Source organism: Corynebacterium sp. 21KM1197, from assembly GCF_033783015.1.
Lineage (GTDB): Bacteria > Actinomycetota > Actinomycetes > Mycobacteriales > Mycobacteriaceae > Corynebacterium.
On the sequence record NZ_CP123907.1, the window covers coordinates 2226259 to 2252006 of the forward strand.

Below are 25748 nucleotides of genomic sequence, written 5' to 3' on the forward strand. Positions count from 1 at the left end.
AATGCGACCGCCGTAGACAAAGGTTCCTGCCGGTCAGCCCAGGTAGTGCTTCCGGGCCACCCGGCGCGCGATCTTGGCGCTCGACGTCCTGGCGATGCTGCCCGCGGCCAAGATCTGCACGTCCTTGGGCGTCACGCCGTGAGCCGCACTCACCGCCGTGCGGATCGCCTGAATCGCCTCCGCGTCGCCGTCCTCGGCGGCCCCCTCGACGCGCTCCGCGAGGATCACCAGGTGCTCCACGTCCTCGCCCGGGATGGAGAAGGCGGCGATCGCGGTGGGCTCCACCTGCTCCGTGGCCTGTCCCACGGTGAACTCGATGTCCTGGGGGTAGTGGTTGCGCCCGGCGATCACGATGAGATCCTTGAGACGCCCGGTGATGAACACCTCGTCATCAATGATCGCGCCCAGGTCGCCGGTGGCCAGCCAGCCCTCGTCCGGCGCGCCCGCCGCGCGGGAGCCCTCCGCCAAGCGCCCGGCCAGGGTGTTAGCAAAGGTCTCAGCGGTTTCCTCCGGGCGGTTCAAATAGCCCGCGGCCATGTGCTCGCCGTGGTTCCACAGTTCCCCGATGGTGCCGTCCGGTACCTCCTGGCGAGTCTCCGGGTTCACCACCGCCAAGCGCTGGGGTGCCACCGACTGCCCGTTGGAGATCAGCGGCACGGCCGCCGGGTGGCCCTTCTCCACCTTCTGCGCCCGACCCTCGGAGAGCGCCTCGCGGTCAAAGTAGGCGATCACGGGGCGCTCCTCGGTCTGCGGGGTGCTCACCAGCAGGGAGGCCTCCGCCAAGCCGTAGGTGGGGCGCAGGCTGGAGCGCTGCAAGCCATAATCCTTAAACTTCTCGTAGAACGCGGTCACCGAGCGCTCCGTGATCGGCTCGGAGCCCAGCACCAGGCCATCCACGAGGGAGAGGTCGGTGTTTTCTCCGGGGTTGCCGTAGCGCACCGCGAGATCGAGGGCAAAGTTGGGCACCACCGTGTACACCGCGAGGTCATCGTCCTGGTCGCGCTTGCTCATCTGCTCGATCCAGCGGGAGGGCTGCTGCACGAAGTCGCGCGGGGCCATTATCTCCGCCTCAAAGCCCAAGATGAGCGCGAACATGCCCAGGATGATGCCCATATCGTGGTGGAGCGGAATCCACAGAATCAGGCGCATGGGGGTGCGCAGGCGTCCAGCGGCAAAGATCTGGAGGGTGTTGGTGATCACCGAGCGGTGGGTGAGCATCACGCCCGCCGGGGTGCGCGTGGAACCCGAGGTGTACTGCAAGAAGGCCGGGAGATCCAGCGGCGCGGTCACACCCCGCTCCGCGAGGTAGGCCTGTGCCTCCGGCTTTTCCAGGGGGTTGGTCCAAGAGGCCGCCACGGCGTCCGGGAGGGCGTCGATAGCGATAATGCGGGGGCGCTCGCCGCCGGGGAGATCGGAGAAGTAGGCGCGCACGGCCTGCGCGGAGAGTTTATTGGTGAGTACCAAGCGCGGGTTGGAATCGTGGAACACGGCCCGCAGGTGGGCATCGTGGCCGGGCTCGCGGGGATCGTACAGCGGCACGGGGGTCATGCCCGCATACAGGGCGCCAAGGAAGCCGAAGAGGTACTCCGGGGTATTGCCCATGAGAATGGCCACGCGCTGGCCGGGCTGGCCCACCTGCTGCAAGCGAGCGGCCACGGCCTTGATCCTGGTGTTGATCTGGGAGCGCGTGTAGTCCACCGCCCCGCCGGTGCCCTGGTAATCCCAGTAGCGCAGGGCCGGACGCTCGCCACCACCGGCGGCAAGTTCCTTCTGGTAGAGCAGTTCGGACAGGCCGGGGAGGGTGAGGCGGGGATCAATGGCGATCTCCCCCTTCTCGTTGAAGAACGAGGCCAGGGCGGACTGAAGATTCATCGGTTCTCCTTAAAACTGGATACGCGCGGCGGGGATATTAGTACTATTAAGCAATCTACCCCACTCGGTAATTTTGCCGGAAATACTACCTCGAGCCTGGGCGAACGCTACGCCGGGGCGGGCGGGGCGTCGATAAGCCCACTGGCCCACTCCACCAGCCATTGGTTGGTGGTGGTGCCGGGGAATACGCTGGGGTTCGTGCCGTACTGCGCGTGTACGCCGCTGGCGGCGATCATGTCCCGCGCGCGGCCAAGCGCGTTGCCCACGTCCCTGGGGGCGTCGCAAATGTGATCGTCCGGGGCGCACACCTGATACACCTTGTCATTGAGCGCCCCGAAGCCGCTGCGGGGGCCGCGCATGGTGGCACCGGGCACGATCGGCTGCACCACGGCGTTGAGCGGCTGCAACGCCACCTCGGCCCCCACCCCGGACACCGGATTACCCACGGGCACCCCCTGCTCCGGCACGCGGCGACCATCGGCCACCAGCGCCATGCCGCGCACGCGCTCGGGCGGAACCACCGGCTCCGGGCCACCCAGTTCCTCCGCAAGGTCCCCCAGGAGCACCGCGCCCTGGGAAAAGCCGGTGAGCACGAAGTCCGTGCCGGGGCACTGCCGGTGCGTCTCCACCATCTCCGCGCGCACGCGGTCGGTGCCCTGGGTGCGGGAGTCGTCGTAGGTCATCTCCCCGGGCGCATTGATGTTGCGGAACTGCGCGGTGTAGGGCAGGGTCCACACCTTCACCCGATCCTGCGGGTAGCGCTCCTGTAAGGGGGTGGTCACGGTGAGCAGGAAGGAAAGGGGGTTCACGTGCGGATGAATGGGATCATCCTCCGCCCCGGATTCCCAGGTGCCCGGCGCGGCGATTACCTCCACCTCGGGGCACCAGTCCGGCTGCTCCGGCGCGGCCTGCGGGGGTGCCTCCTGCTCGGCGGGCACCGGCGCCTCGGGGTCATTGGGGCGCTGCTGCCACTGCACCACGCCCACGCCAATGGCCACCACCACGGCCAGCACCGCGAGAATCGTGAGAACCTTTCGCATTCTCCTCATCGTAGCGGCTTCGGCGGCACCGCCTCGGCGCTCAGAGCGCTGAGCGCGTGGAACGCACTGGGCACATCGGGCACGCTGGACTCACCGGATATACCGGGCGCGCTAAACGCACGCCCTTAGCAGTACGCCTCCCGCGCCGAGTTCTCGATCAACTCAGCCGCCTTCTGCGCGTCCAGCTCGGTAAAGCCCTGCTCCACCAGCTGCCCGCCGATGGCCTGCGCCGTAGCATCCCCCTCGGTGCCCTCCGCCGCCGCGGTACACACGGACTGCGCCGCCGCGATGAGCTGATCGGAAACCTTCTGGGTATCCACGCCCCCATCGGCCACCAGATCCAGGTAACCCTGCTCCTCCGGGGTGGTCGCGCCCTGCGGCTCCGGCAGGGATTCGATCTCCCGGGCACCGGAATCCTGCTCGGACACCGTGCGGGCGGGCTCGGCGGCGCTTTCCGACGCCGCCCTCGTGCTCTCGGTTTTCTCGCCGGACTTCTCCGCCGAGGCCGAGGCCCCCTGGCTGCGGGTCAGCGGAGCCACCGTGTTCTCGGTGCCATCGCCACCCTCCACCGTGGTGCCGCCGCAGGCCGCCACGCCCGCCGCCACGAGGATCGCCATGCCACCCAGCGCTATCCGACGCATTAGGCGTGCTCCTTCTTGATCTGGCCGTTGATCTGGCTGATCTTGCCGTGCTGGAACTCCACGTATTCCCCACCGGCGGGAATCTCCGCCTGATCGGCGGTGGGCCAGCCAAAGGCACCCTGCTCCCACTTGTCCTCGCCCCAGGCGTCAAAGATCGCGCCGTAGCGGATCGCGTGCGCCCCGGAGGCCTCGGAGTGGTAGATATTGCCCTTTTCAAACTGCTGGAGCGTACCGCCCGGAATGCGGATCACGTTGGAGGTGGGCATGCCCAGCCAGGAGGTGGCCGCGCCCAGTTCCGCGTACTTCTGGCCGATGGCACCGCTCAGGCGGAAGGCCTTGGCCTCCTCGCCCTCGCCGCTGCTCACTATCACGCCGTTCTGGAACTGCTGCACCCGGGAATCGCCGGAGGCCACGGCGTCCGATACCGGGTAGCCCAGCTCGCCGTTTTCGTAGTTCGCCCCAGCCCAGGCGTCCATCATGGTGGAACTGACGGGGAAGGCCCCCGTCTCCTCGGACCAGTAGATCGAACCGTGCTCAAAGAGCACGTACTTGCCCTTGCCGTCCGAGGAGGTCAGTTCGGTGGAGCGCGGGAAGCCCAGCCAGGAGGCGGGGCCGCCCAACTCCGCGTACCGGGCATTGATCCGACCAAAGAGCACGTGCGCGCCCGTGGCCTCGGACCAGTATGCCGTGCCGCCCTGGAAGTCCTGGGCCTTGCCCGCGCCACCGGCCACGTCATACTCGTTGTTCACGCAGGAACCGATGTTCCCGGCCTCGGTGGCCTCCGCGATCGCGCCAATGGGTGCGCACTCCGCGCCGCGATCCCCATCCTGCACACCCAGGGAGTCCGCGATCATCGGCCAGGCCTGGGTCATCTCGAACTGCCAGTAGTACCAGGAGTGAATGCCCGCGTCGCGGAAGCGCGCGGTCACGTCCACGCCGGCCTTCTTGGCGTGGTTCACAAAGGTCTGGGTGGTCATGCGGGACACGGCCTCTAGGCCCATGCCCGTCATGCGCGCGGCGGGCTCCGGCACCGTCACCTTGCCGTTTTCCTCGCGCCCAGACCCGGCGGACACGTACACCGGCGTGCCCTTGAGGGCCTCCAGGCCGCGCTTGGGATCGTGGTTCTTCCACTCCTCCGAGCCATAGGGGCCCCACATCTTGGTGGCGCTATACCCCCCGGCGTCCGACATCGCCGCGTTGATCGCCGCGGGCATGCCCGGCGTGGTGGTGTCCAGGTAGCCGGAGAAGGAACCCACGAAGTTAAACAGGCCCGGGTTGTGCGCGGCCAGGTTCACCGCACCGGTGGCACCCATGGAGATGCCCGTGATGGCGCGATCGCCATTGGAGCGGAAGCCCTTATCCAGCACCGGGATCAGTTCCTTGATCAGGAAGCTCTCCCACTTGTAGTGGCGGCCGTTATCCTCCTCCAACCAATCGGAGTAGAAGGAGGACTCCCCGCCCACGGGCAGGATCACATTAACGTTCTTATCGGAGTAGAACTGCTCCAGGTTGGTGGCGCTGGTCCAGCCGTTTTCATCGTCGCGGGCGCGCATACCATCGAGCGCCCACACCTCGGGGAAGGTGCGATCCGGCTGCGAGTGCCAGTCGCGTGCCAGCAGGATCTGCACCTGCACCGGGCTCTGCGGCATGGAGGGGGAATTGATGTACACCGCCACGCGACGGCTGCTCAGCCACTCCACGCGATCCACGCTCACGCCCTCCGGCAGGCCCTGAATCTGGGGCACATCGGTGCGGGTGGGGGCGGGCTGCTGGGAGTCTCCCGGCTTGATGTAATCCGAGAGGCTGATGGGGAGGCTCGGGAGAGCGCTCGCCTGGGTGATCCCGCCGAGGGCGAGCGCTACGACGGTGGGGATCGCCGTGGCAGCAATCCTGAAGGAGCGCCGCTGCGGCGCATGGAATGCGGTGTCGCGCATGTGTTCCTTGTCCTTTACTTCTCAATCGTTTCCGCCGAGCAGCAGAAGTTCCCCTCTTCCGTTGCTCTCTCTGCACATTGCTTCTGTCTGCACACAGTCTAGTCAAGTTTAAGTTTAACTTGAGAGTTTACGGTGGAGACACGCGGTAACGGCACGTTCCGGCAGGATTTCACCGGCTTTTCGACGCCCCGGTACCCCCAGCGGTACCGCACCCCCGCTCCCCACAGCGCTGCCCCCGCACGCAAAAGAGCCGCAGGTTTCCCTGCGGCTCTCCTTAATACCCTGTAACGCGGTGCCCCATTAGGCCCCCAGCGCCTGCAAAATGCGCTCGCGGTTCTGCGCCATCACGTCATTCCACAGCGGCCAGTTATGCAGACCCAGCGGCGGGTACACCTCCGTGTCCACGGCCCCCTCCAGGCGCGCCTTGCCGCTCCACATCTGCGTGGACAGGCGGGATACCTGCTCCAGGCCGCCGCCCACCACCAGGCTCCACGGGTCCTTCAGATCGTCCTCGCGCGGCAGGCCGCTACCAGCCAGCACCAGAACATCGGAGTTGCGCAGGCCACCCATGTTCATGAAGGGATCGTTCTCCACACGCTTGGGGCTCATCAGGGAGCCGTAGAGATTATTGATATTAAAGCCGCCCACGCCCAGGAGCATGAGGCCCATCACCGAGTACGCGCCCGGTACCGTCAGGGTGAGGTAGCCGGACAGAGAGAGCACCTGCTTGAACTGATCCGGATGCTTGGCGGCCAGGTTCATCGCACCGGTGGCGCCCATGGACACGCCCGCCACGGAATTGTTATTGCGCGCCACACCAAAGTTCGCCTCCAGGTAAGCGGGCAGTTCCTGGGTGAGGAAGGTCTCGTAGCGGTAATCCGGGTTAATCATCGGGGCCGCCGGAACCGGCAGCACGCTGGCCGGGGCCTCCCAGTCCGCATAGAAGGAGCCGCGCCCGCCCGTGGGCATGACCAGGGTGACGTTATCGTTTTCAAAGAGCTTGTACACGTTGGAGTCCCGCACCCAGCTGTTCGGGTCCTCCACGGTCAGGCCGCCGAGCAGGTACAGGCCGCCGTTGCCGCCCCGGGAGGCCGGACGGATCTGCACCGGAATGTGCTGGTTCATGGAGGGGGACCACACATCGCAGCGCTGAATCCAGTACAGAGCGGGGTCCCATTCGCAAGTCTCGGTGGAATCGGGACGCAACCAGTCCCGGTTATCGGCGTGGGCTCGGGTCTGGGGCCCGGCCACCATCATTCCCACGGCGGCAATCACGGCCACCAGCACGGCGGCCATCACCTTTTCCATCCGGGGCCTGATCCCGGCGTGTGCACTGCGCATTTTGCTTCCTCACGTCTTTTTATTTATTCGCAGCCATGCGGCCGCACATGGCCGCACATGCCCCAGCCCGGATCGAGGCACCAGGCATGGTCACTGCCATACTTCTTACCACAATATTAACAGCAATCACATAAGCCACATGGATAACATTTTGATCCTAACCGACCTACACACAACGCCGGGCGCGCCACGCCCGGCGTTGCCATTCTTTCTAGGCCAAAGCCCACGGACTCTACGCCGCGCCCATGACCTCCAGCACGCGCGGGCGCACGTGGTTATTGAGCTGATCCACCCACAGGTTCCAGTTGTGCAGACCCACCGCGGGGTAATTCTCGGTGACATTGATGCCCGTCACTCGCGCCTTGCTCGTCCACATCTGACTGGAGGCACGGGAAAGCGTTTCCAACGGGGAGCCCGCCGCGATGTCCTGCGGCGGGAGTTGGTAATCCACCGGAGCCGCTAATCCCGAGGCCGCCGAGACGTACACGTCCGTGCCCCGCAGACCCTCCATGTTGAAGAAGGGATCGTTGGCAAAACGTCGGGGGCTGATCACCGAACCGTACATGTCATTGATATTCAGCCCCACCTGCATCATCGCCACGCGCATGAGGCTCTGTGCGCCGGGCAGGGTGTTGGTGAGGTAACCAGACAGGGAGAACACCTGGCGGAACTGGTTGGGGTGATTGGCCGCCAGAGTCATGGCCCCGGTGGCCCCCATCGAGATACCCAGAACGGAGTTATTGGAGGGGGATACCCCAAAGTGCTGTTGCAGGTACGGAGGGAGTTCCTGGGAAAGGAAGGTCTCCCACTGGTAATTCACGGGATCATTGGCATCGTACTGAGCCGGGGCGTTCCAGTCCGCGTAGAAAGAACCGGGGCCGCCCACCGGCATCACCAGGGTGACGTTGTCATTCTCAAATACCGCCGGGGCGTTGGGCACGCCCATCCAGCCGTTGGTTTCCTCGGTGGCACGCAGGCCGTCCAGGAAGTACAGGCCAGCGTTACCGCCGCGCCCGGCGGGCTGAATCTGCACCGCGATGTTGCGCCCCATCGAGGGCGACCACACATCGCAGCGCTGCACCCAGTAGCCGTGGGGATCCCACTCACAGGTGCCGGTGGCGTCGGGACGCAGACCATCGCGGTTGGCGGCATGAGCCTGCTCCGCCCCCACGGTCATCACGCCCAGGGCGGTCAGCATGGCGGCCACCACGGCCATCACGGCGCGCGGTGCAAAGCGCAAGCCAGACTTCATGGACATACCTCTCTCACGTCAAAGTTCCCCAGCGGGTTCATTCTTTTACTCTCATCATCCATCATCACAGAACCGTTACACACCGGGAAACAACCGAGGCCACAGCGCTTTATGCGGCTCTTATCACGGGCTATACCAGCGCGGGCATGACGTACACCGCCAGCACGATGCACAGGATCCACAGCCCCGCCAGGGCCTGCAATACGCGATCGGAAAGCGCCAGCTCGTCCGGGGCACCGCCATCGCCGCGATCCACGTCGGCAGCATAGCGCAGAACCGCAATGGTGAAGGGCACCATGGAAACCTGGTACCACACGCCGGAGGAAGCGTCCACGGTATTGGACATGTCAAAGCCCCACAGCGCATAACTCATCACCACGGCGGTGGCCGCCAGCGTCCACACAAAGCGCAGGTAGGTGGGGGTATAACCGCGCAGCGACTTGCGGATCTTCGCCCCCGTGCGCTCCGCGAGCAGCAGCTCGGAATAGCGCTTACCCGCCGCCATAAACAGGGAGCCAAAGGCCGCCACCAGCAGGAACCACTGCGAGAGGTCGATCCCGGCCGCCACACCACCGGCCATCGCGCGGAGCATGAACCCGGAGGACACCAGCGCAATATCAATCACCGGCTGGTGCTTCCACCCAAAGCAGTAGCCCAATTGCAGGGCAATGTACACCGCCGCCACGATCGCTAAGCCGTAGCCGGAGGAGGCCAACAGGGAAATACCCAGTGACCCCAGGATCAACACCACGGCCATCGCATAGGCCATGCCCACCGGCAGCACCCCGGCGGCAATCGGCCGGAAGCGCTTGGTGGGGTGCTGGCGATCCGCTTCCACATCGCGGGCGTCGTTGATCAGGTAGATGGAGGAGGCCGCGAGGCAAAAGACCACAAAGGCCAGGGCGACGTCGATAAGCGTGCGCTGATTGAGCAGCGCGTCCGCACCGGCGGCGGCGGGGGCCGCCACCACCAGCACGTTTTTCACCCACTGCTTGGGGCGCAGCGCCTTGATCATGCCGTCGATCAGGTTCTTTGGCGGCTTGCGCTTCTTCGTGTCGTCGATGCCCTCGGTGTGCGGTTCCGAGCTAAAAATGCCCGTCGTCTGCTCCGTCACGCGCTATGCCTTTCCCTTTTCCCTCATCATGGCTTTGCCTATCACCGCGCCCAGCGCGGTACCCGCCACCACATCAGTGGGGTAATGAACTCCCAGCACCATACGCGAGGCCATCATCACCGGCACAATGGCCAGGGGCGCGCGGCTTCCCGTCAGTTCCGCCACCGCCACCGCCGTGGCCGCCGTGGACGTGGCATGCGAGGAGGGAAAGCTCAGCTTGGAGGGGGTGGACACGCCCACCCGAATCCGGGGATCGTGCGGACGCTTGCGGCGCACCACCCGCTTAATGGCTATCGACGCCGCATGGCTCGCCACCGCCGCCGCCCCCACCCGCAGCCACTCGCGGCGTCGCGGCGCGTCCACGCCCGCCCCCGCCGCAGCAATGCCCATCCAGCCCAGGGCGTGCTCGCCAAAGGCGCTCAGGCCCCGCGCAGCGGGAAGCACGCCGGGGCGATCGGCGGCGACCTTTTGCACCGCCACCAGAATGTCCGCCTCAGAAAAACCCTTATGCACCGAAGATCTCCCCCCACTCCTTGCGGCTGGTCAGCCGGGGCATGGCCGCGCGGTATTCCCCGCGCAGCCCCTCGAAGCGTGCGGCCAGTTCCTTGTGCAAGCGCAGCGTCTCTTGCAGCAGCGCCTTGGCCTGCTCCCGGTCGCGCTTGCGGAAGGTCACGCCCTTGCCGTCCGCGGTGGTCACCGTCGCGCTATCCAGGCGGGACAAAGAGAACCACCGCGCCTCGTGCTTGCTGAGGTGTGCCTGCGGCACCTCGTGGTGCTGTTCCTGCGCCGGGCGCGCGGAATGAACCAGGCTCTTGGCCAGCCACCGCAACTTCTTCACCGGGGCGAGCCTGCCGCCGATGTCATGAATGGGCACCCCGCCGGGCAAGCCGGAGGGGCTGGGTAGCGACGCCGCCGAGGGCACCACCTGCGCGTCCGGGTATTGCTTGCGCAGGGCGTTGATCCGGGGCAGGGAACTCTCCAGGATCTCAAAGAGGTGATCCGGCCCGGCCAGGAAGTCCTTGAGAGCCTCGATCTGAATGGCCATCGTGGAATACTCCAGGCACATCGCGTGCTTAAAGGTGGACTTGCGCAGGGACTTGATAATGCCCTTGACGTCACCCCGGTGGTACATGGCCGCCACGATCAAGCGATTGCGCAGGTGGAAATACGCCTGCCAATCAATCGCGTCATCCTTATCCGCCCAGGACATGTGCCAAATAGCCACGCCCGGCCAGGTGGCCGTGGGGAAACCGGCGTCCTTGGCGCGCAGGGAGTACTCCGTATCGTCCCACTTGATAAACAACGGCAGCGGCAGGCCCATCTGCTCCGCCACTACCGTGGGGAACAGGCACATCCACCAGCCGTTATAGTCCACGTCGATGCGGCGGTGAATATCACGGGAGGTCACGGTGCCCAGGGGATCGCCGTGCTTGCCCAGGTCATTCATGGGGTGCTGGGAGAAGTCGTGGTCATAGTGCACGTTCGGGGCGGGCGACCACATGAAGTCCGCGTGGTTCACCACCTCGCCCATCGTGCGCAGCTCGGAGCGCTGCAAGAGGTTAAGCATCTGCCCGCCCACAAAGATCGGCTGGCGGGCGTACCGGGCCACCTGCACCGCGCGCAGGATCGCGTCCGGCTCGATGGCGATGTCATCGTCCATGTAGAGGATATAAGGAGTAGACGGGGTATTCTCCCCCAGCGCCTCATACATAATGCGGGAATACCCGCCCGAGCCACCCAGGTTGCCCTGGCGGAACTCAAAAAAGCGCTCCCCAAAGTGCTCGGTCACGGCCGCATAACCGGGCTCATCCGCCGGGTGCTGGGTGCCCTGATCCGGCATGAGCACCGCGTTGATAACCGCGTCCACCTCCGGGTCCGAGGCCAGGGCCTCCAAGGCCGCCACCGCGTCCTTGGGGCGATTAAAGGTGGGAATACCCACCGTCACGGACTTCTCAAAGGGCCCCACCTGGGTACCGTCCGGCATGGTCTGCGGGCCGGGGGCCTGCGAGGCGAACCAGCCGCCACCGGTAAGCGTCACCGGGGACTCCGCCGTCACGTCAAACCAGTACCAGCCGCCGTCCTCGAAGGGGGCCAGGGAAAGCTCGAACTCGGCGGCGTCGCCAGTGACCTCGGCGGAATCCACCGCGATGCGTCCCCCATCGAAGCGGGAGCGGTACACATCAATGCGGGCGGAACCCTGTACCTCCACGCGCAGCACCACGGAGTCCAGCTGCGACCACCGCCGCCAATAACTCGCGGGGAAGGCATTGAAGTACGTCTCAAAGCTCACCTCCGCGCCCGCCGGAATGTTCACGCTGAGGCGATCCGGGCAGGTGATCCGCTCCTGGGTCTGGTGCGTTTCCATGTAATACAGGCTGCGCACGTCCGCAGGCTCGCCCCGCTTGGGCATGAGCAGGCGCTGGAGTTGTTCCACCGCCTTGACTGTGGGGGTCTCCGCTGTGGTCGTAGAGGTCTTGCTCACGATGTTGATGCTCGCCTTCCCTTTAAGGACGTTCTTTCCTCCGCTATTATCGCCCCTCCAGACTAATTGGTTACCGCGCCCGGCGCGCTAACCCATACTCCCCCGACGCAGCCACGACGCAGCAACGGCCCCAACCCTGCTGGTGAGAGCGGGGCGGGGCCGTGGCTGTATTTTCTGGGGCTTCCGAGAAGCCACTTTAGGCTGCGAGGGAACTCGTCATGCCGCCGTGCAGGCGGTGCTCCAACTCCTCCACTGCCTCGCGCTCGATCAGCACAGTGCGGAAGAGGGCGGGGCTGGACTCCCAGCGGCGGGCCACGCCATCGAGGACGGCGTCAATCAGGCCAATGGAGAGGTCAGCGCCAAATCGGGCGTGAAGGTCCATCCGCACGCTCCAGAGGCGATCAATCTTGGTCATGGTGCTCACGATCCTTTCCTTCAGGTTCACGTCGGAGACTTCGTTTGTTAACTGATTGTTAACCTTAGCGTCACCAAGCGAACAACGCAAGGCATTTCAAATGATGGGAGGTTCAAACGGTTTTTTCCGCCCAGGAGAGTGGGGGTTGTGACGCAGTGCAATCTGCAAATGTGCAGGTGAGCGCGGATAATCGTTACAGAGTCCGGAAAGATAGAGATTTATGTCACAGCCTGACCCCATCGACAACGCAGGCACCCAGAGCGGCAGCACCTCCCGACGAGACCGGCAAGGTCGACGTACCGGCCGCTAAGTGAACGCAAGGTTAACAATCGGCGAACGCTGCCTTCCAGATACAAGCGCAAAGCATTACTCTGACGATCATCCCAGTCCTTTAGCCCAGGGGAGACTCCACATGAGCATCACCGTCAATAAGCACACCGTTCTGCTGACCCCCGAGGAACAGCGCTCTGCGGCGCAGTACATCACCGCGCTGGGCAAAGACACCTCCGATCTCCGAACCCCCGAGGGAAAGAGCCTCCCCTCGGAAGTCAACCACGTGATCGTTCGGGCGCTCCACGCCATCAAAGAGAGCGCCCCCATCTCTATCTCCACCTTGCCCGAAGAGGTCACCACCACTACCGCCGCCGCTATGCTCGGTATCACCCGCCCCACGCTGATGAAGCACGTCCGCAACGGCAGAATCTCCGCGCACATGGTGGGGAGCCATCACAGGCTCTTCTCTAGCGATGTCCTGGTTTTCCGGGAGGAACTCAAGAAGGAAAAGCGCCGGGCCGTCTTTGCCCTCATGGATCTGGAAAACGAGTTAGCGGAGCAGAAACAACAAGGCTGAACGGAACCAGGAAAGGCCCGCTAGCGCTTTTCGCCTAGCGAGCCCTTCCTGCTCAAAGAATGAGGTTCCCTCAGTGCCCCCTGGGCTGCTCCAGCGGCTCCCCGTTCTCAAAGAACGGCGCGAGGTGGTTATCAAAGAGGGAGAGCGCCGCACCGATGGCCATGTGCATGTCCAGGTACTGATAGGTGCCCAGGCGGCCACCAAAGAGCACCTTGTTCTCGCGGGACTCGGCGGCGGCGCGGCGTCGATAAGCTTCCAGGGTGGCGCGATCCTCCGGGGTGTTGATGGGGTAGTAGGGCTCGTCGCCCTCCTCCGCAAAGCGCGAGTACTCCTTCATGATGACGGTCTTGTCCTTGGGGTAGCGGTCGGCGCGCTCGGGGTGGAAGTGGCGGAACTCGTGGATACGGGTCCAGGGGACGTCGGCGTCGTTGTAGTTCATCACCGGGGTGCCCTGGTAATCGCCCACCGGCTCCACGGAGGCCTCAAAGTCCAGGGTGCGCCAGCCCAGTTTGCCCTCGGCGTAGTCGAAGTACCTGTCCAGGGGGCCGGTGTACACCACGGGGGCGTCGGGGGAGGCGGCGCGCAGTTCCTCGCGCGCCTCGAACCAGTCGGTGTTCAGGGAGACGTCGATGAGCTCGTGCTCGGCCATGCGCTCCAGCCAGGCGGTGTAGCCGTCCACGGGCAGGCCCTCGTAGGTGTCCGTGAAGTAACGGTTATCAAAGGTGTAGCGCACCGGCAGGCGGGTGATGTTTCCGGCGGGGAGTTCCTTGGGATCCGTCTGCCACTGCTTGGCGGTGTAATCGCGGATAAAGGCCTCGTACAGAGGGCGGCCGATGAGCGAGATCGCCTTTTCCTCCAGGTTGGCGGCCTCGGCGGGATTCAGGCCGTCCGTCTGTTCCGCGATGAGCGCGCGCGCCTCTTCCGGGGAGTAATAGCGACCAAAGAACTGATTAATCAGACCCAGGCCCATCGGGAATTGATAGGCGGTGCCGCCGTGCATGGCAAACACGCGGTGCTGATAATCGGTGAACTCGGTGAATTGATTGACGTATTCCCACACGCGCTTATTAGAGGTGTGGAAGAGGTGTGCGCCGTACTTGTGGATCTCAATGCCCGTCTCCGGCTCCGCCTCGGAATAAGCATTGCCGCCGATGTGCGCGCGGCGTTCCACGATGAGCACCCGCTTGCCCAGTTGGCTCGCCGCGCGCTCGGCCACGGTGAGGCCGAACAGGCCGGAGCCCACCACGATGAGGTCATAGGTCTGTGTCATAGGTGCCAGGCTAATCGACGCCGCCCCTGCCGGGCGGAGGGCGCGCGGGGTTCCGGTTGTACAGCCCGTGGGCGATTCACAGCAACCACGCTGATTATATTCAGCCTCCATTGAAACACTGGCGTCTCTAACCTCAATTGTCTACGATAATCAACATCTATCCCTCATGGCACACCCCATGCACCGAGAACACGCCGAGGAGAACGCCACCGTGCAGCAACGCCGACACCTGATCGCGCCCCGACGCACCTCCACCCTCGCGGTGATCCTGAGCACCTCGCTCGTGGTCACCGCCGCGCTCGGGATCGGCACCGGCATCATCCCCACCGACGTCACCGGGGCCGCGCCCGTGGCCGCCTCGGAATCCTCCGTCTCCTTTGCCGAGGGCACCAACGTGGTGGTCAATGACCCCGCCATCGCCACCCAGGGCGAGGGCGAGGCCGCCCGCACCGTCAAGGAGTTCAGCCGCGAGGAGCCATTCTCCATGTTCGCCCTGACCTGGAACGGCCAGCGCGACATCGCCGCCTTTGTGCGCGCCCAGGCCGCCGACGGCTCCTGGGGCCCCTGGTACAACGCCGAGCCCCTCGACGAGACCGCACCCACCGGAACCACCGGCACCGAACTGATCTACGTGGAGCCCACCAACCGAGTGCAGGTCTCCGTGGCGGGCGTGGACGTGGTGGGGGCACCAGCTCCGGCGGAGGAGGCACCCGCGCCCGCGCCCGTTGAGGCCGCACCGGCCGAGGTTGCCCCGGTTGAGGTTGCCCCTGCCGAAACCCCGGCCCCCGAGGCGTCGGCAAGCGCCACCCCGGAACCCACCGGCGCGCCGCTGCCCACCAACTATGGCGACATCAAACCCGTGGCCGAGGTTGCCGACGCCGCCGACCTCCAGGCCGTGTTCATCGACGGCAACGCCCAGGGCGGCGGGATCGCGCTGGCTGCCGAGTCCGAGAGTTACGGCATGCCCGAGGTGGTCTCCCGCGCCGGTTGGGGAGCCGATGAATCCATCCGCTGCCAGGACGCCACCGTGGACGATCAAGTTTCCGCCCTAACCATTCACCACACCGCCGGTTCCAATAACTATTCCCAGGCCCAGGCCCCCGGCGTGGTGCGCAGCATTTACCAGTACCACGCCCAGACCCTCGGTTGGTGCGACATCGGATACAACGCCCTGGTGGATAAGTACGGCACCATCTACGAGGGCCGCTACGGCGGACTCAACCAGGCCGTGCAGGGCGCGCACGCGGGCGGCTTCAACCAGAACACCTGGGGCATTTCCATGATGGGCAACTACGAATCCATCACCCCGCCGCAGGAAACTCTCGACGCCGTGGGCCGCCTGGCCGGGTGGCGCGCCGCCCTGGCGGGATTCGACCCCACGGGGGAGGACCTGCATTACTCCGAGGGAACCTCCTTTACCAAGTACGCCTACGGCACCGAGGTCACCCTGCCCAATATCTTCGCCCACCGCGACGTGGGCCTAACCACCTGCCCCGGCGACGCCGGATACGCCCAGATGGACACCATCCGGGCCATCGCCAAGGAAACCTATGACTCCCTGGCGGACGCGCTGGCCGAGACTGAAACGTCAGAGACCTCGGAGGTGGAAACTTCCGAGGTAGAGACGACGAGTGCGGTGCCCACCGACTCGGTGATCCCCTCCGAGACTGCGGCTGCAACCTCTGCCCCCGCGACTTCCTCCCCCGTGTTCTCGGAGCAGGCCGGTGTGGATGCAGGTGCAATTGATGCCCCTGAAACCGCTGCGGCTGGCGCGGGTGCTATTGCCTCGGAGCCCACGGCCGCCCCCTCTGCTCCCGCCCAGGAATCCGGTGCCGGGGCTGGTATTGGGGCCGGAGTGGATGGGGTGACCGGGGCGACTCCGACGGAATATCAGGGGGCTACTGCGACGCAGTAGAACCCCACCAGTCACACAGTGGTGGAGAAAAGTTCGAGTATCACGTACCCAGGTGTGCTCGCGGTGAGATCAAATCCGGTGATGGGCCCACTGCCGTTTTCCGCCCCCTTGGGTTCTTTCTGTTCACCCCATGCGTCACACAGTGGCAGGGAAAGGTCCTTTCCTTTCGCTTGGTGAGCAGTGGGAACCCCACCAGTAACACAGTGGCGAGGAAAAATCACAGCGCCAGGCAAGACCATCTTCGGGGAATCGCCCGCAGTGCCCGAGCACCGACGTGGTTATTATGCTCCGGCCTGGATTCAACCCCCAAGGTATCAGTACTTTTCGGCAGCTTTTAAGCCCCTACTAAACTTAAATACTAGCAATGTACTACATAAGGGGCCCGTTAGTACCAAGTTTTCGCAAATAAATCACGCCGCTTTAAAGAAATGCTCCGTAAGTATCTGCGTGACCACCTCCTGCGGGGTGGCACCACTATCCAAACACACACGGATAACCTCTCCCCGTATATCCTCAGGAAGATCAAGCAAAACAGCCGCTGAACCCCGCTCCCCGTTCCCCAAAGCTTCAATCGGATAACCTGCCTCAGCCTCCGCCACCAACCGTGCTACTTCAACGGAGGTCATCCCATCAATATGATCGACTATTTTTACGCCATTTTCCGTAAACATACCTTTTCAGCCCCTCAACAAAAAATGGTACTTCTTATGCAACTTCATTGCATGAATAACAATTACGGCACCGCGAGCACTGATTACATAAATTATCTCCAGCAGACACTGAGCCGAATCGAAACCGATAACAAGATACTTGGGAGGGCCATCCCGCACCCGTTCACTATACACCGGCAGCGCAAAAGCGTGCCGTATCTCAGCAGGTCGAATCCCATGACATAGAGCCGAGTCAAGTATCTGCATTACCCCATACCCCCTTCTTTATGCTCCACCCCCATAGCAGAATTTAAGGATTAACACTACCACACGAAGAGATTATCTACACAACAGTAATCCTCTCCGACCACTCACCGGAGCCGCCCCAGCGCGTAATCCGCCAGGTTCACCACCCGATCCGCCCGGCGCGCGATAGTCTCATCGTGCGTGACCACCAGCATCGCCTTGCCCTGCTCATGCACCAGGGAGAAAAGTTGATCGGCTACCTCGTCACGGGTGAGGGTATCCAGCGCTCCCGTGGGTTCGTCCGCGAGGATCATGGCGGGGTCCGTCACCAGGGCGCGAGCAATGGCCGCGCGCTGCCGTTCACCGCCGGAAAGATCCCTGGCCAGGGTATTCGGGGACACGCCCAACATATCCAGGAGATTCCCGGCGCGTTCTTCCCCACCACCAGAGCGGTCCATCATCATCTGGGCCACCGCCACGTTATCCCGCGCCGAGAGTTCGGGGATCAATTCCCCATCCTGAAAGATCACGCCGATGTTTTCTCGTCGCACGGCGGCGGCCTGGGCCCGGGATACACCATTCATGCGCCTACCCGCCACCTCGATCTCCCCCACCGGGGCGGGAGCCAGGCCCAACACCTGATTGAGCAGCGTGGACTTGCCCACTCCCGAGGGGCCCACCACGGCCAACGCCTCACCGGCCCGGACTTCCACGTCTAACCCCGTGAAAAGGGTGCGCCCCGGGACGTCGGCACGCAACCCGGAGATTTTTAGGACGTCCATGTTCCCACCTTCCACTCGTTCATCATCATTCGTGCGCGGAAGAAGGACACGGCGGTGGCTACCGCCAGCCCCATTCCCACCGCTGCCGCGCACAGCAGGAGGAAGGGCAGAGCATAGGACGCGGAGGAACCAAAGGAAAGCGCCAGGGCGGAGGAAAGCATGAGCGCCATGCCGCCACCCACCACAAAGCCTAGGAGCACCGGCACACCCAGGCGTACTAACGCCACTCCCCGGAGCACGCGCCCGGAATCCGAGAGCACCACCAGCGGCCCCATGCGCCGCATGGTGGCGGAAACATCCGCCAGAAGCACGATGAAGATGCCGCAGAGCATGATCGCCAGCGCCACGAGGGAAAAGTACCCCACCCAGGCCGCCTGCCGCGCGCCCATGCTCGCACCGTAATAATCCGAGGTGGCGGGGCTCCAGGTGCGCCACATGGGCACGGTGTTTCCAGCCACGGCCTCCTTGATTCCCCGGAGATCGGCGGACTGTCCTTCCGGGTACACCACGGAGATCATCACCTCGCCCAGGTCTTGTTCAATGCCGCCCGCCAGCACCTCATCGAGAGGCACCCGCTGCGCCTCCCGTCCCCCGAAGAGGTAGTGGCGGTACGCCTCGCCTATCGGGGCGTCGTCATGCCCCAACGTCGCGTAGCGCGGCACACACCCGGACTCCCCGCAGACGGTCTGGGTGAGCACGATGGTGGCACCGGGGGCCTGCCGGGAAAGTTCCGGGAGCAGCGCCTCCGAGCCCTGGTAAAAGCCCATCTGGGGAGCGATCTCCACCACGGAATCGCGGAACTCCTCGTGGGCCGCCCGCGCCTCGCGGGAACTCTCCGCCCAGGAGACCAGGAAACCCTGCACCTGCGTGCCCACGAGCAGGCAAGCCGCCACGCTCACACCCAGCACCGCCACAGGACGAATCCCGTGCACGATACCCGCCGCCCCCACGATCACCGCCGGGCTGCGCCGACGCTCTCCCCGCTCCCGCACCACAACGGAAACCCGCAGCATGAGGTATCCCACCAGGGCAAAGAGGGTAAACACCACCACCAGGAGCGCGGCGAGGTACACGAAGAAGAGCAGTTGCGAGCCCGTGCGCTGCACCGCCACCAGCACGCCGACGGCCACCGGGGCCGCCAGGAAGCACGCCAGCGCCCGGCGGGGGCTGAACTCCCGTTCCCGGACGCGCGGCCGATTGGCCGCGAGGTTCTTGGGCACCACCAGGGAGGAACGGAGATAATAAATAAGGAATACCAACCAGGAGCAGAGCATGGCCCCCAGGATCACCGGCAGACCCGCCCGAATATCCACGACCCACGCGCCCGTGCCCATGCCCGGCAGGCGCAGGCCCCATATCGCGGTGAGGGCCACGGCCACGCCGGAAAACGCTATCGCGCCTAGCAGGGGCCACCACACCTGCGCCGCCATCCACCGCAGGCGCTCCCGCCAGGAATATCCCAGGGTAAAGAGCAGCATGTTCTGCCGCTGCCTCCCCTCGCGACCCTGTGCCACGGCAATGGCTCCCAGGATCGCGGCGGCCACCCCCACCGTCAGGGCATACGCGGCGGTGGCCAGGGGAAGGGGAGCCATCTCTATGACCTCACCCGTCCCCACGCCCTCGGCACCGTGCCCCTCGGCTCCGTGAGCCGCAGTGCCGTAGCCCTCGGCCCCGTACCCCACCCCGGCGGTCATGAAGTTCTCCCGCACCTCTTCCGGCATGGCGCGGGGCACCACGTAGGCCAGGGCCTCGTTCTCGGTGGCTAGGCCCTCCCTCCCAATGGTGCCCACCACCTGGCCATACCGGGAATCCAATCCCTCCTCGGCCGCCAACTCCCGCAACGCCGGAGAAAGCACCGCCTCGCCCGGAGCGGGCCACTGCGTCACGCCCGGCGGGAGGGGCGCTCCCTCCGCCAGGGGCCACAGATATATCAAGGTGGCGTCCAGTGGGGTATCCACCATCGAGTCATGCACCTCGCGGTAGAGGAAAGCGGCCGACTCCCCCTCGGCAGCGTCGGAGGCATCGGGGGCATCAGCGGCGAGAACGGGCGTGCGGGCAGCGTCCCGCTCCCCGATACCGGAGTATGTGGCATACATCGTTCCCAACCCCGCGCTGACCAATCCAAGAATAAGGAGAGCAAGGAAAAGCGTCACCGAGACAAAACGGGGCGGGCGGGCCAGGTAGCCCAGCCCGCTCGCCCCGGAGGGGAAGCGTCTCATGAGAACCCCCATCGTCCTCCGCCCAAAAGGGCACATGTGAGATGAATTACTTTCACAAAAGGTACGGCACGGCGAGTTCTAAGGCAATCCTCACCTACCCCCTAAAACCACCCCTCCAACACCTGTGCCACGCCGCACTCGTCGTTGGTGCCCGTCACCAGATCCGCCGCCTCCTTCACCACCGAGGCCGCGTTACCCATCGCCACGCCTATCCCAGCCCAACGCAACATCTCAATGTCATTGGGCATGTCACCAAAACACACCACGCGCTCCCGATCCACCCCGTACCTGCGCGCCAGATCCGCCACGGCGAGCCCCTTGGTCACCCCCGGGGCCGCCACCTCCAACATTCCCTCCGGCATGGAATACGTCAGGTGCGCCGCCCGTGGATCCAAGGCCGGGGCGATCGCCTCATACATCTGCGCGGAGGTCATGTACTCGTTGCGCAGCAGCAACTTCACGGCGGGCTCCGCCAGCACCTCCGCCTCCTCCCGCACGGAGAAGCCCTGCGCCTCCCAGGTGTGCACGTACTGCGGGCTGACCACAAAGAGTTCCTCCTCCGGATCAAAAGCGGAGGCACCGCACCGCTCCACGGCCACGCTCACCTGCGGATATTCCACACCCGCCCGCAGCAGCGCCTCCCGCGCCCGCGCCACCACGTCCCGCATGGTGCCCGGGGCAAGCTCGTGCGCCCGCAGGATAGTGTCCGTGGCGGGATCGTAAAGCACCGCGCCATTCGCCGTGGCACACACCGGGCGGACCGGCAGCTGCTCCAGCACCGGAAAAATCCAGCGGTGCGGCCTCCCCGTGGCCAGCGCCACCGCGCATTGCTTATCGACGGCCCTCCGCAGTACCGCCCGCAGCCGCTCCGGCACCCGCTCCGCGGAGGTGATGAGGGTTCCATCAATATCGCTGACGATGAGCTGAGGAGGCGCGGTAGTCACGGGGTTGATTGTAGCGGGGTGACAGTATCATTCCCGAACAACCGCTCCGCGATAGCAGTAGCGCAAAGAGCAACCAGGACACAAGATAAAACATATGCAGAGAACACGGCATAATGATCTTCCAATGCGTGACGAATCATCGGCGCCGTCCCGCCCAGCCCCGCCACTGCTACAGAATACGGAACTCCACTACCAACCCCTTTTGCCGACCCTGCCATAACCTGCACTACCGCCACAGATATTGCTGAACAGACAAAAGAAAGTGGAATTATCGACAGGAAGATTGCTCCAATATAAAAACGTTAGACGGGTACAGTCCAGGAAAGTTGAACAGTAATATTATCGGACTGATACCACAGAGAATGACGAGATAATTTTTATATCGCCGCAGAGGGTTCTTGCCATCCCAGAAAAGCCCCGCCACAAAAACAAATATCGAGAATACTAACGTTTGAAGAAACGATATAATCAACATTTTACGCTCTGAAATTCCAAAGTACTCTACCCCAACAACAACCACGGTAGATACCCATAAATTATAGCAAACCACAGTCCCTGACGACATGAAAAATATCGCCGAAAACTTAGCAAAACTCAACCTGCTCGAAATTTTACTCTCTACCAAGGGCGCCGATCTACCCGCGGAATCATCCATACACCATAAGAAAATAAGTATCACCAATCCCGCAACGGCCCCCAACGCAAGCGGAATACGCCAGCCCCACACATACATCCCGCCATCTTCCAATAAAAGATCAAATAATAATATCACAAGCAAAGAAACACATTTCCCCGCAGCAGCCATGGAGTAAACAAGTGAAGAAGAAACTCCTCCTCCCCGCCTCTCGGTCAAGTCAAAACTCGCCACATTAACCGCAGCACTCACCCCGCCATGCGCAAATCCCAACAAAATACGCCACAGCAACATTAGATAAAACGCCAACCAAGCCTGCCCCGATCCCGAAGGAACTACCGCCATAAACGATACCGATAGGACGACCACCAACATCCCCAATTTCATGGCACGGAGATATCCATAGATATCCGACATCTTTCCAAAGAAATATCCACCCACCGGACGCGATAAGAACCCTATTGCAAAGATTAATAATCCCATCCCTTCAGAATTTTCTATCTCACCCCATAAGCCTCCTGATAAGTACGGAAGTAAAGCAAGATATGTCACCCACTCATAGCCCTCCACACCCGAAACCGATCCAAGAATCAACGAGCGCTGACGCAACCTTGACGAATCATCCCGCTTACACATGCCAGCAATAGAACCATAGATCCAGACCAAAGTGTGAAATACACCACTGAAAAGATTGGGCTGGCCACCTGACCTGCACATTTTCTTGAAGATGCTTGACCACACCCTCCCCATCCACGCTGCCTCAACTTGCACAACTCGAAGATCCCACTCATCATGTGGGCATTGGACTGAGAGTCGCTCCGTAGGCCCCTTGCCAACAAGCCCAAGCCTCATCCGATTGCACCGAACGAAAATCGTGCTATGTAACGGCACCGATTCCATGCAACAAGAGGCACATCAAGGGGTCACCATGAGTAGTACAACGACATCTCCGCTTTCCCACTCCACTCTCGTCCCCCGAGAAAAAGTCCATCGCGACGCACTCTCGGAGGTGTACTTAACCGACATCATCTGCGATCGGTTCCCCCATTTCCGAGTAGGGATTCATCTCCCAAAGTCTCACAGCTACTACAGCGATCACATTGGCCTTGCTGAAGATCACTATGATCCACTCCTATTGCTGGAGACTTTTCGCCAAACATCCATCCTCATCACCCATACCCATCTCAATGTAGATCTCAATCAAGCTTTCATCTTTAACTATGGGGAACTTCACGTAAGTTCCCATGAGGCTACACAGATCAGAGTCTCTCCCGGCAATGGAGAGATAAGTGCCACCATTACCGACGAGAAAAAACGAGGTGATGAGACAATCGGCATAACCCTAGACATGACCTGCATTCTTCATGGCCGCACCGCCGCTACCATGAAGATGATCATTCAGTGGATGCCCAAAAACGTATGGACGCGCATCAGAAATAAAGGTAGGGAACGGATAGATCTTCCAGTATATTCACCCAACGCATATCCCGACCCAAGCCGAAGCTCGCACGCTCTACCAGGAGCACATATTCCAGAAGTACTTGGCAGAAGAATTGATCGCAATATTGTCCTAGGAGGATATTGCGATCGAGAAGAAAAATTTCAAGTCGATATTCTCGTCGATCAGCACCACCCCAGCCTATTCGATCATCCGCTTGATCATATCCCTGGAGCTGTCCTCTTTGAAGCATTACGCCAAGCAGGAATACTCTTTGCACATGAAAAATACGCACTGAGCGCACGCCGGCTCCTTCTTCAATCTCTTGCCATCGAGTTCCTTCGTTTCGGAGAACTCGATCTACACACCAAGGCCATCGTCAGAGAAAAAGAGTCCACCGCCGTAGGCTTCACCGTGTCAATTGATCTTGTCCAGGAAGATGAAACTATCGCACGCGGGGAAGCCAACTTCACAAAACAACCAATACTTGGAAGTGAGGAATAACTATGGAAATCATCATACCCAAGCATGGAAAACATTCCCGCTATAGCACTATCTTCTTCGACTTCGGCGGAGTCCTCTCTCCCCCTCTTGAAGTTCTATTTCAGTCCTATGAAGAAAAAACGGGAATTAAAAAGGAAGAATTAGCAAATGCTATGTACAGCGTAGCAAAAGAGATGGAGATTCCTACGCTAGCCCCAATTGAACTTGCACTACTCACAGAAGAGGAGTGGATGATACGAATTCACTCTTGGCTCAATAAGAGAAAGATAGATACGTCTAAATCCGACCTAGACTTTGGGCGACAATGGTTCTCCGGCCATGAGGTAAACGGCTCAATGAAAGAACTTCTACTGAAGCTAAAGGCTAGCGGATACAGGGTAGGTATACTCACTAATAATGTAAGAGAGTGGGAACCTTACTGGCGTTCGATGGTTTGCCTCGATGATCATGTAGACGCAATCATCGATTCTTATGCCGTGGGAGTACGGAAGCCGGATCCGGGCATCTTCCACCTCGCAGCCGAAAAGATCTCTTCCGACCCTAATCAGTGCATCCTGATTGACGACCTTATGGAGAACTGTCTATCCGCAGAATCTTGCGGGTGGTCTCCAGTTCAATTCTCAAGCAATAAACAGGTAATACAAGACATCATTGGCCTACTGCGCCAAGAAGTGAAGGATGATAGCCATGACTAAAAGCACTCAGGGGAAACCTAATGTCCTCCTCGCCGCCATCCTTCTTGCCGTAGTGATCGTACCAATGGGAGTATCGGGAACCGGAGTAGCGTTACCCTATATCGCCTCCGACCTGGGATCTCATCCGGCCCAGTTGCAATGGGTTGTCAATGGGTTTAATTTGACTTTTGCGGTATTCAGCCTGGTTGCCGGATCCATATCCGACCACTTGGGACGAAAGCGTGGATTGCTCCTAGGGTCTCTCATATTTGGACTTTCCAGCATACTTAGCGCCCTAGCGCCAAATCTTATAGTTCTTGATATAGCTCGTGGTATCGCAGGAATTGGTGCTGCAATCATATTCGCCTGTTCGGGAGCATTGCTTGCCGTCACCTTTTCAGGAGCGGCCTCTGCCCGTGCATTCGCTTTATTCGGCACCGCGGCTGGCGTCGGACTTGGTCTCGGCCCCACCGTCTCCTCACTGGCAATTGCAGTAACAGGATGGAAGGGGATATTTTGGTTCAGCACAGTGGCTATAGGCATCTCAATCATCCTTGCATTAGCCTCAAATATAAGAGATACTTCCACCACCAGTCAAAGTAAGGTAGACTATCCAGGTGCTGTCACTTTTGCCGCCTCATTGAGCCTAATTATTACCGGCATAGCCCAAAGCAATACTTGGGGGTGGGCTTCCCCTGGCACGGTCACCCTCATCTGCCTAGGCATAGCCTTATTTGCCGCTTTCATTCTAATAGAGAAAAAAGCAGCTAACCCCCTTCTCGATTTGAGCTTGCTCAAATCTCCCCGCCTGGTGGGCCTTCTTTCCGTACCAGTTGCAGGCGCAATAGGATTTGTAACCTTACTCACCTACTATCCCACTTTTCTCACTACCGTCTGGGGATTATCTTCGCAGAAACTAGGAATCGCCATGCTTATCATGACTATTCCAGTAGTTATCGGCCCCCTTATCGCCGGAAAACTCTACAACAAAGGAGTTTCTGCTAAGATTATTCTATCCAGCAGTATTGTATTCTTTGCGCTCGGCGCAGCCCTCCTCACACTCCAGGACACAACCCCAAATATTCCCTCTCTTGTCATCCCATTCCTCATAATTGGGCTTGGGTTTGGACTAGGAGTCGGACTAGTTAATGGTCAAGCCATTGGATCAGTTCCCGAAGAAAAATCTGGAATGGTATCGGGCCTCGTTTCCACTGTTCGATTGGGGAGTGAGGCGATAGTAGTTGCAGTATTCGCAGGAATCTTGAGCACCAGCGTCGGAACAGGTGTCAAGAAAATACTCCCCGATAATATCCCGGAGGCAGATAAAAAAGAAATCATTAATAAAGTAGTCAGTGGAGAAATCGGAGGCATACATACTCCCGATATTGCGATAAATTCCCTACAAGCAGCCTTTAGTCAAGGACTAACCCCAATCCTATGGACACTTGCAGCAATAAGTCTTATGCTATCCATCGCAGTTGCCGCATTGCTAAGTAATCGAAATACTGAAGCTAAAGCTACGGAAGGATAA

The 25748-nt window shown here is 61.7% G+C and carries 21 protein-coding genes; 5 read left to right on the forward strand and 16 right to left on the reverse strand.

Features of this window, described 5'->3' with window-relative positions:
- Window positions 1-33: 33 nt before the first annotated feature.
- The 10 genes from OLW90_RS10755 to OLW90_RS10800 all read right to left on the reverse strand — a co-directional run bounded on the left by OLW90_RS10755 (window position 34) and on the right by OLW90_RS10800 (window position 12100).
- Window positions 34-1872: a FadD32-like long-chain-fatty-acid--AMP ligase gene (locus tag OLW90_RS10755; protein WP_319650091.1), complete on the reverse strand. Its 1839-nt coding sequence runs from the start codon at window positions 1870-1872 to the stop codon at window positions 34-36.
- Window positions 1873-1979: 107 nt separating this feature from the next.
- Window positions 1980-2912 carry a cutinase family protein gene (locus OLW90_RS10760; protein WP_319650092.1) on the reverse strand — a complete coding sequence of 311 codons (933 nt, stop codon included), beginning with the start codon at window positions 2910-2912 and terminating at the stop codon, window positions 1980-1982.
- Window positions 2913-3037: 125 nt separating this feature from the next.
- Complete coding sequence (locus OLW90_RS10765; protein ID WP_319650093.1) at window positions 3038-3553, reverse strand: DUF732 domain-containing protein; 516 nt, start codon at window positions 3551-3553, stop codon at window positions 3038-3040.
- Window positions 3553-5487 carry an alpha/beta hydrolase-fold protein gene (locus tag OLW90_RS10770; protein ID WP_319650094.1) on the reverse strand — a complete coding sequence of 645 codons (1935 nt, stop codon included), beginning with the start codon at window positions 5485-5487 and terminating at the stop codon, window positions 3553-3555. Before OLW90_RS10770 ends, OLW90_RS10765 begins: the two co-directional genes overlap by 1 nt.
- A 300-nt stretch (window positions 5488-5787) precedes the next feature.
- Window positions 5788-6828, reverse strand: coding sequence for an alpha/beta hydrolase family protein (locus tag OLW90_RS10775; RefSeq protein ID WP_319650095.1), 1041 nt, complete (start codon window positions 6826-6828; stop codon window positions 5788-5790).
- A gap of 232 nt (window positions 6829-7060) precedes the next feature.
- Complete coding sequence (locus OLW90_RS10780) at window positions 7061-8080, reverse strand: alpha/beta hydrolase family protein (protein WP_319650096.1); 1020 nt, start codon at window positions 8078-8080, stop codon at window positions 7061-7063.
- Window positions 8081-8210: 130 nt separating this feature from the next.
- Window positions 8211-9194, reverse strand: a complete 984-nt coding sequence (locus OLW90_RS10785) for a decaprenyl-phosphate phosphoribosyltransferase (protein WP_319650097.1) — start codon at window positions 9192-9194, stop codon at window positions 8211-8213.
- A 3-nt stretch (window positions 9195-9197) separates the two neighbouring features.
- Window positions 9198-9707 (reverse strand): phosphatase PAP2 family protein, encoded by a 510-nt coding sequence (locus tag OLW90_RS10790; protein WP_319650098.1) that lies wholly within the window; start codon window positions 9705-9707, stop codon window positions 9198-9200.
- A complete protein-coding gene (locus OLW90_RS10795) occupies window positions 9700-11679 on the reverse strand; it encodes a glycosyltransferase (RefSeq protein ID WP_413464513.1) in 1980 nt (659 codons plus the stop codon). Before OLW90_RS10795 ends, OLW90_RS10790 begins: the two co-directional genes overlap by 8 nt.
- A 193-nt stretch (window positions 11680-11872) precedes the next feature.
- On the reverse strand, window positions 11873-12100 hold the full coding sequence (locus OLW90_RS10800) for a hypothetical protein (RefSeq protein WP_319650100.1): 228 nt from the start codon (window positions 12098-12100) through the stop codon (window positions 11873-11875).
- 403 nt (window positions 12101-12503) lie between these two features.
- Between OLW90_RS10800 and OLW90_RS10805 the strand changes: the two genes are divergently transcribed.
- Window positions 12504-12941 carry a helix-turn-helix domain-containing protein gene (locus tag OLW90_RS10805; protein ID WP_319650101.1) on the forward strand — a complete coding sequence of 146 codons (438 nt, stop codon included), beginning with the start codon at window positions 12504-12506 and terminating at the stop codon, window positions 12939-12941.
- A 70-nt stretch (window positions 12942-13011) separates the two neighbouring features.
- Here OLW90_RS10805 and glf read toward each other — a convergent pair whose 3' ends face one another.
- Window positions 13012-14211: a UDP-galactopyranose mutase gene (gene glf / locus OLW90_RS10810; RefSeq protein ID WP_319650102.1), complete on the reverse strand. Its 1200-nt coding sequence runs from the start codon at window positions 14209-14211 to the stop codon at window positions 13012-13014.
- Between the two features lie 166 nt (window positions 14212-14377).
- Here glf and OLW90_RS10815 point away from each other — a divergent pair, with 166 nt between their 5' ends.
- Entirely contained in the window at window positions 14378-16126 is a 1749-nt protein-coding gene (locus OLW90_RS10815; protein ID WP_413464532.1) for a peptidoglycan recognition protein, read from the forward strand.
- A gap of 410 nt (window positions 16127-16536) precedes the next feature.
- Here OLW90_RS10815 and OLW90_RS10820 read toward each other — a convergent pair whose 3' ends face one another.
- The 5 genes from OLW90_RS10820 to OLW90_RS10840 form a co-directional block, all read right to left on the reverse strand.
- Window positions 16537-16797, reverse strand: coding sequence for a hypothetical protein (locus OLW90_RS10820; RefSeq protein ID WP_319650103.1), 261 nt, complete (start codon window positions 16795-16797; stop codon window positions 16537-16539).
- A gap of 350 nt (window positions 16798-17147) precedes the next feature.
- A complete protein-coding gene (locus OLW90_RS10825) occupies window positions 17148-17804 on the reverse strand; it encodes an ABC transporter ATP-binding protein (protein WP_319650104.1) in 657 nt (218 codons plus the stop codon).
- On the reverse strand, window positions 17792-20023 hold the full coding sequence (locus OLW90_RS10830; RefSeq protein ID WP_319650105.1) for a hypothetical protein: 2232 nt from the start codon (window positions 20021-20023) through the stop codon (window positions 17792-17794). The genes OLW90_RS10825 and OLW90_RS10830 overlap by 13 nt, the downstream gene beginning before the upstream one ends.
- 101 nt (window positions 20024-20124) lie before the next feature.
- Window positions 20125-20967: an HAD family hydrolase gene (locus OLW90_RS10835; RefSeq protein WP_319650106.1), complete on the reverse strand. Its 843-nt coding sequence runs from the start codon at window positions 20965-20967 to the stop codon at window positions 20125-20127.
- 268 nt (window positions 20968-21235) lie between these two features.
- A complete protein-coding gene (locus OLW90_RS10840) occupies window positions 21236-22372 on the reverse strand; it encodes an MFS transporter (protein ID WP_319650107.1) in 1137 nt (378 codons plus the stop codon).
- Window positions 22373-22529: 157 nt separating this feature from the next.
- Here OLW90_RS10840 and OLW90_RS10845 point away from each other — a divergent pair, with 157 nt between their 5' ends.
- The 3 genes from OLW90_RS10845 to OLW90_RS10855 are packed head-to-tail and all read left to right on the forward strand — an operon-like array spanning window position 22530 to window position 25748.
- Window positions 22530-23543, forward strand: a complete 1014-nt coding sequence (locus tag OLW90_RS10845) for an AfsA-related hotdog domain-containing protein (RefSeq protein WP_319650108.1) — start codon at window positions 22530-22532, stop codon at window positions 23541-23543.
- Window positions 23544-23545: 2 nt separating this feature from the next.
- Complete coding sequence (locus tag OLW90_RS10850) at window positions 23546-24238, forward strand: HAD family phosphatase (RefSeq protein ID WP_319650110.1); 693 nt, start codon at window positions 23546-23548, stop codon at window positions 24236-24238.
- Window positions 24231-25748, forward strand: coding sequence for an MFS transporter (locus tag OLW90_RS10855; protein WP_319650111.1), 1518 nt, complete (start codon window positions 24231-24233; stop codon window positions 25746-25748). The genes OLW90_RS10850 and OLW90_RS10855 overlap by 8 nt, the downstream gene beginning before the upstream one ends.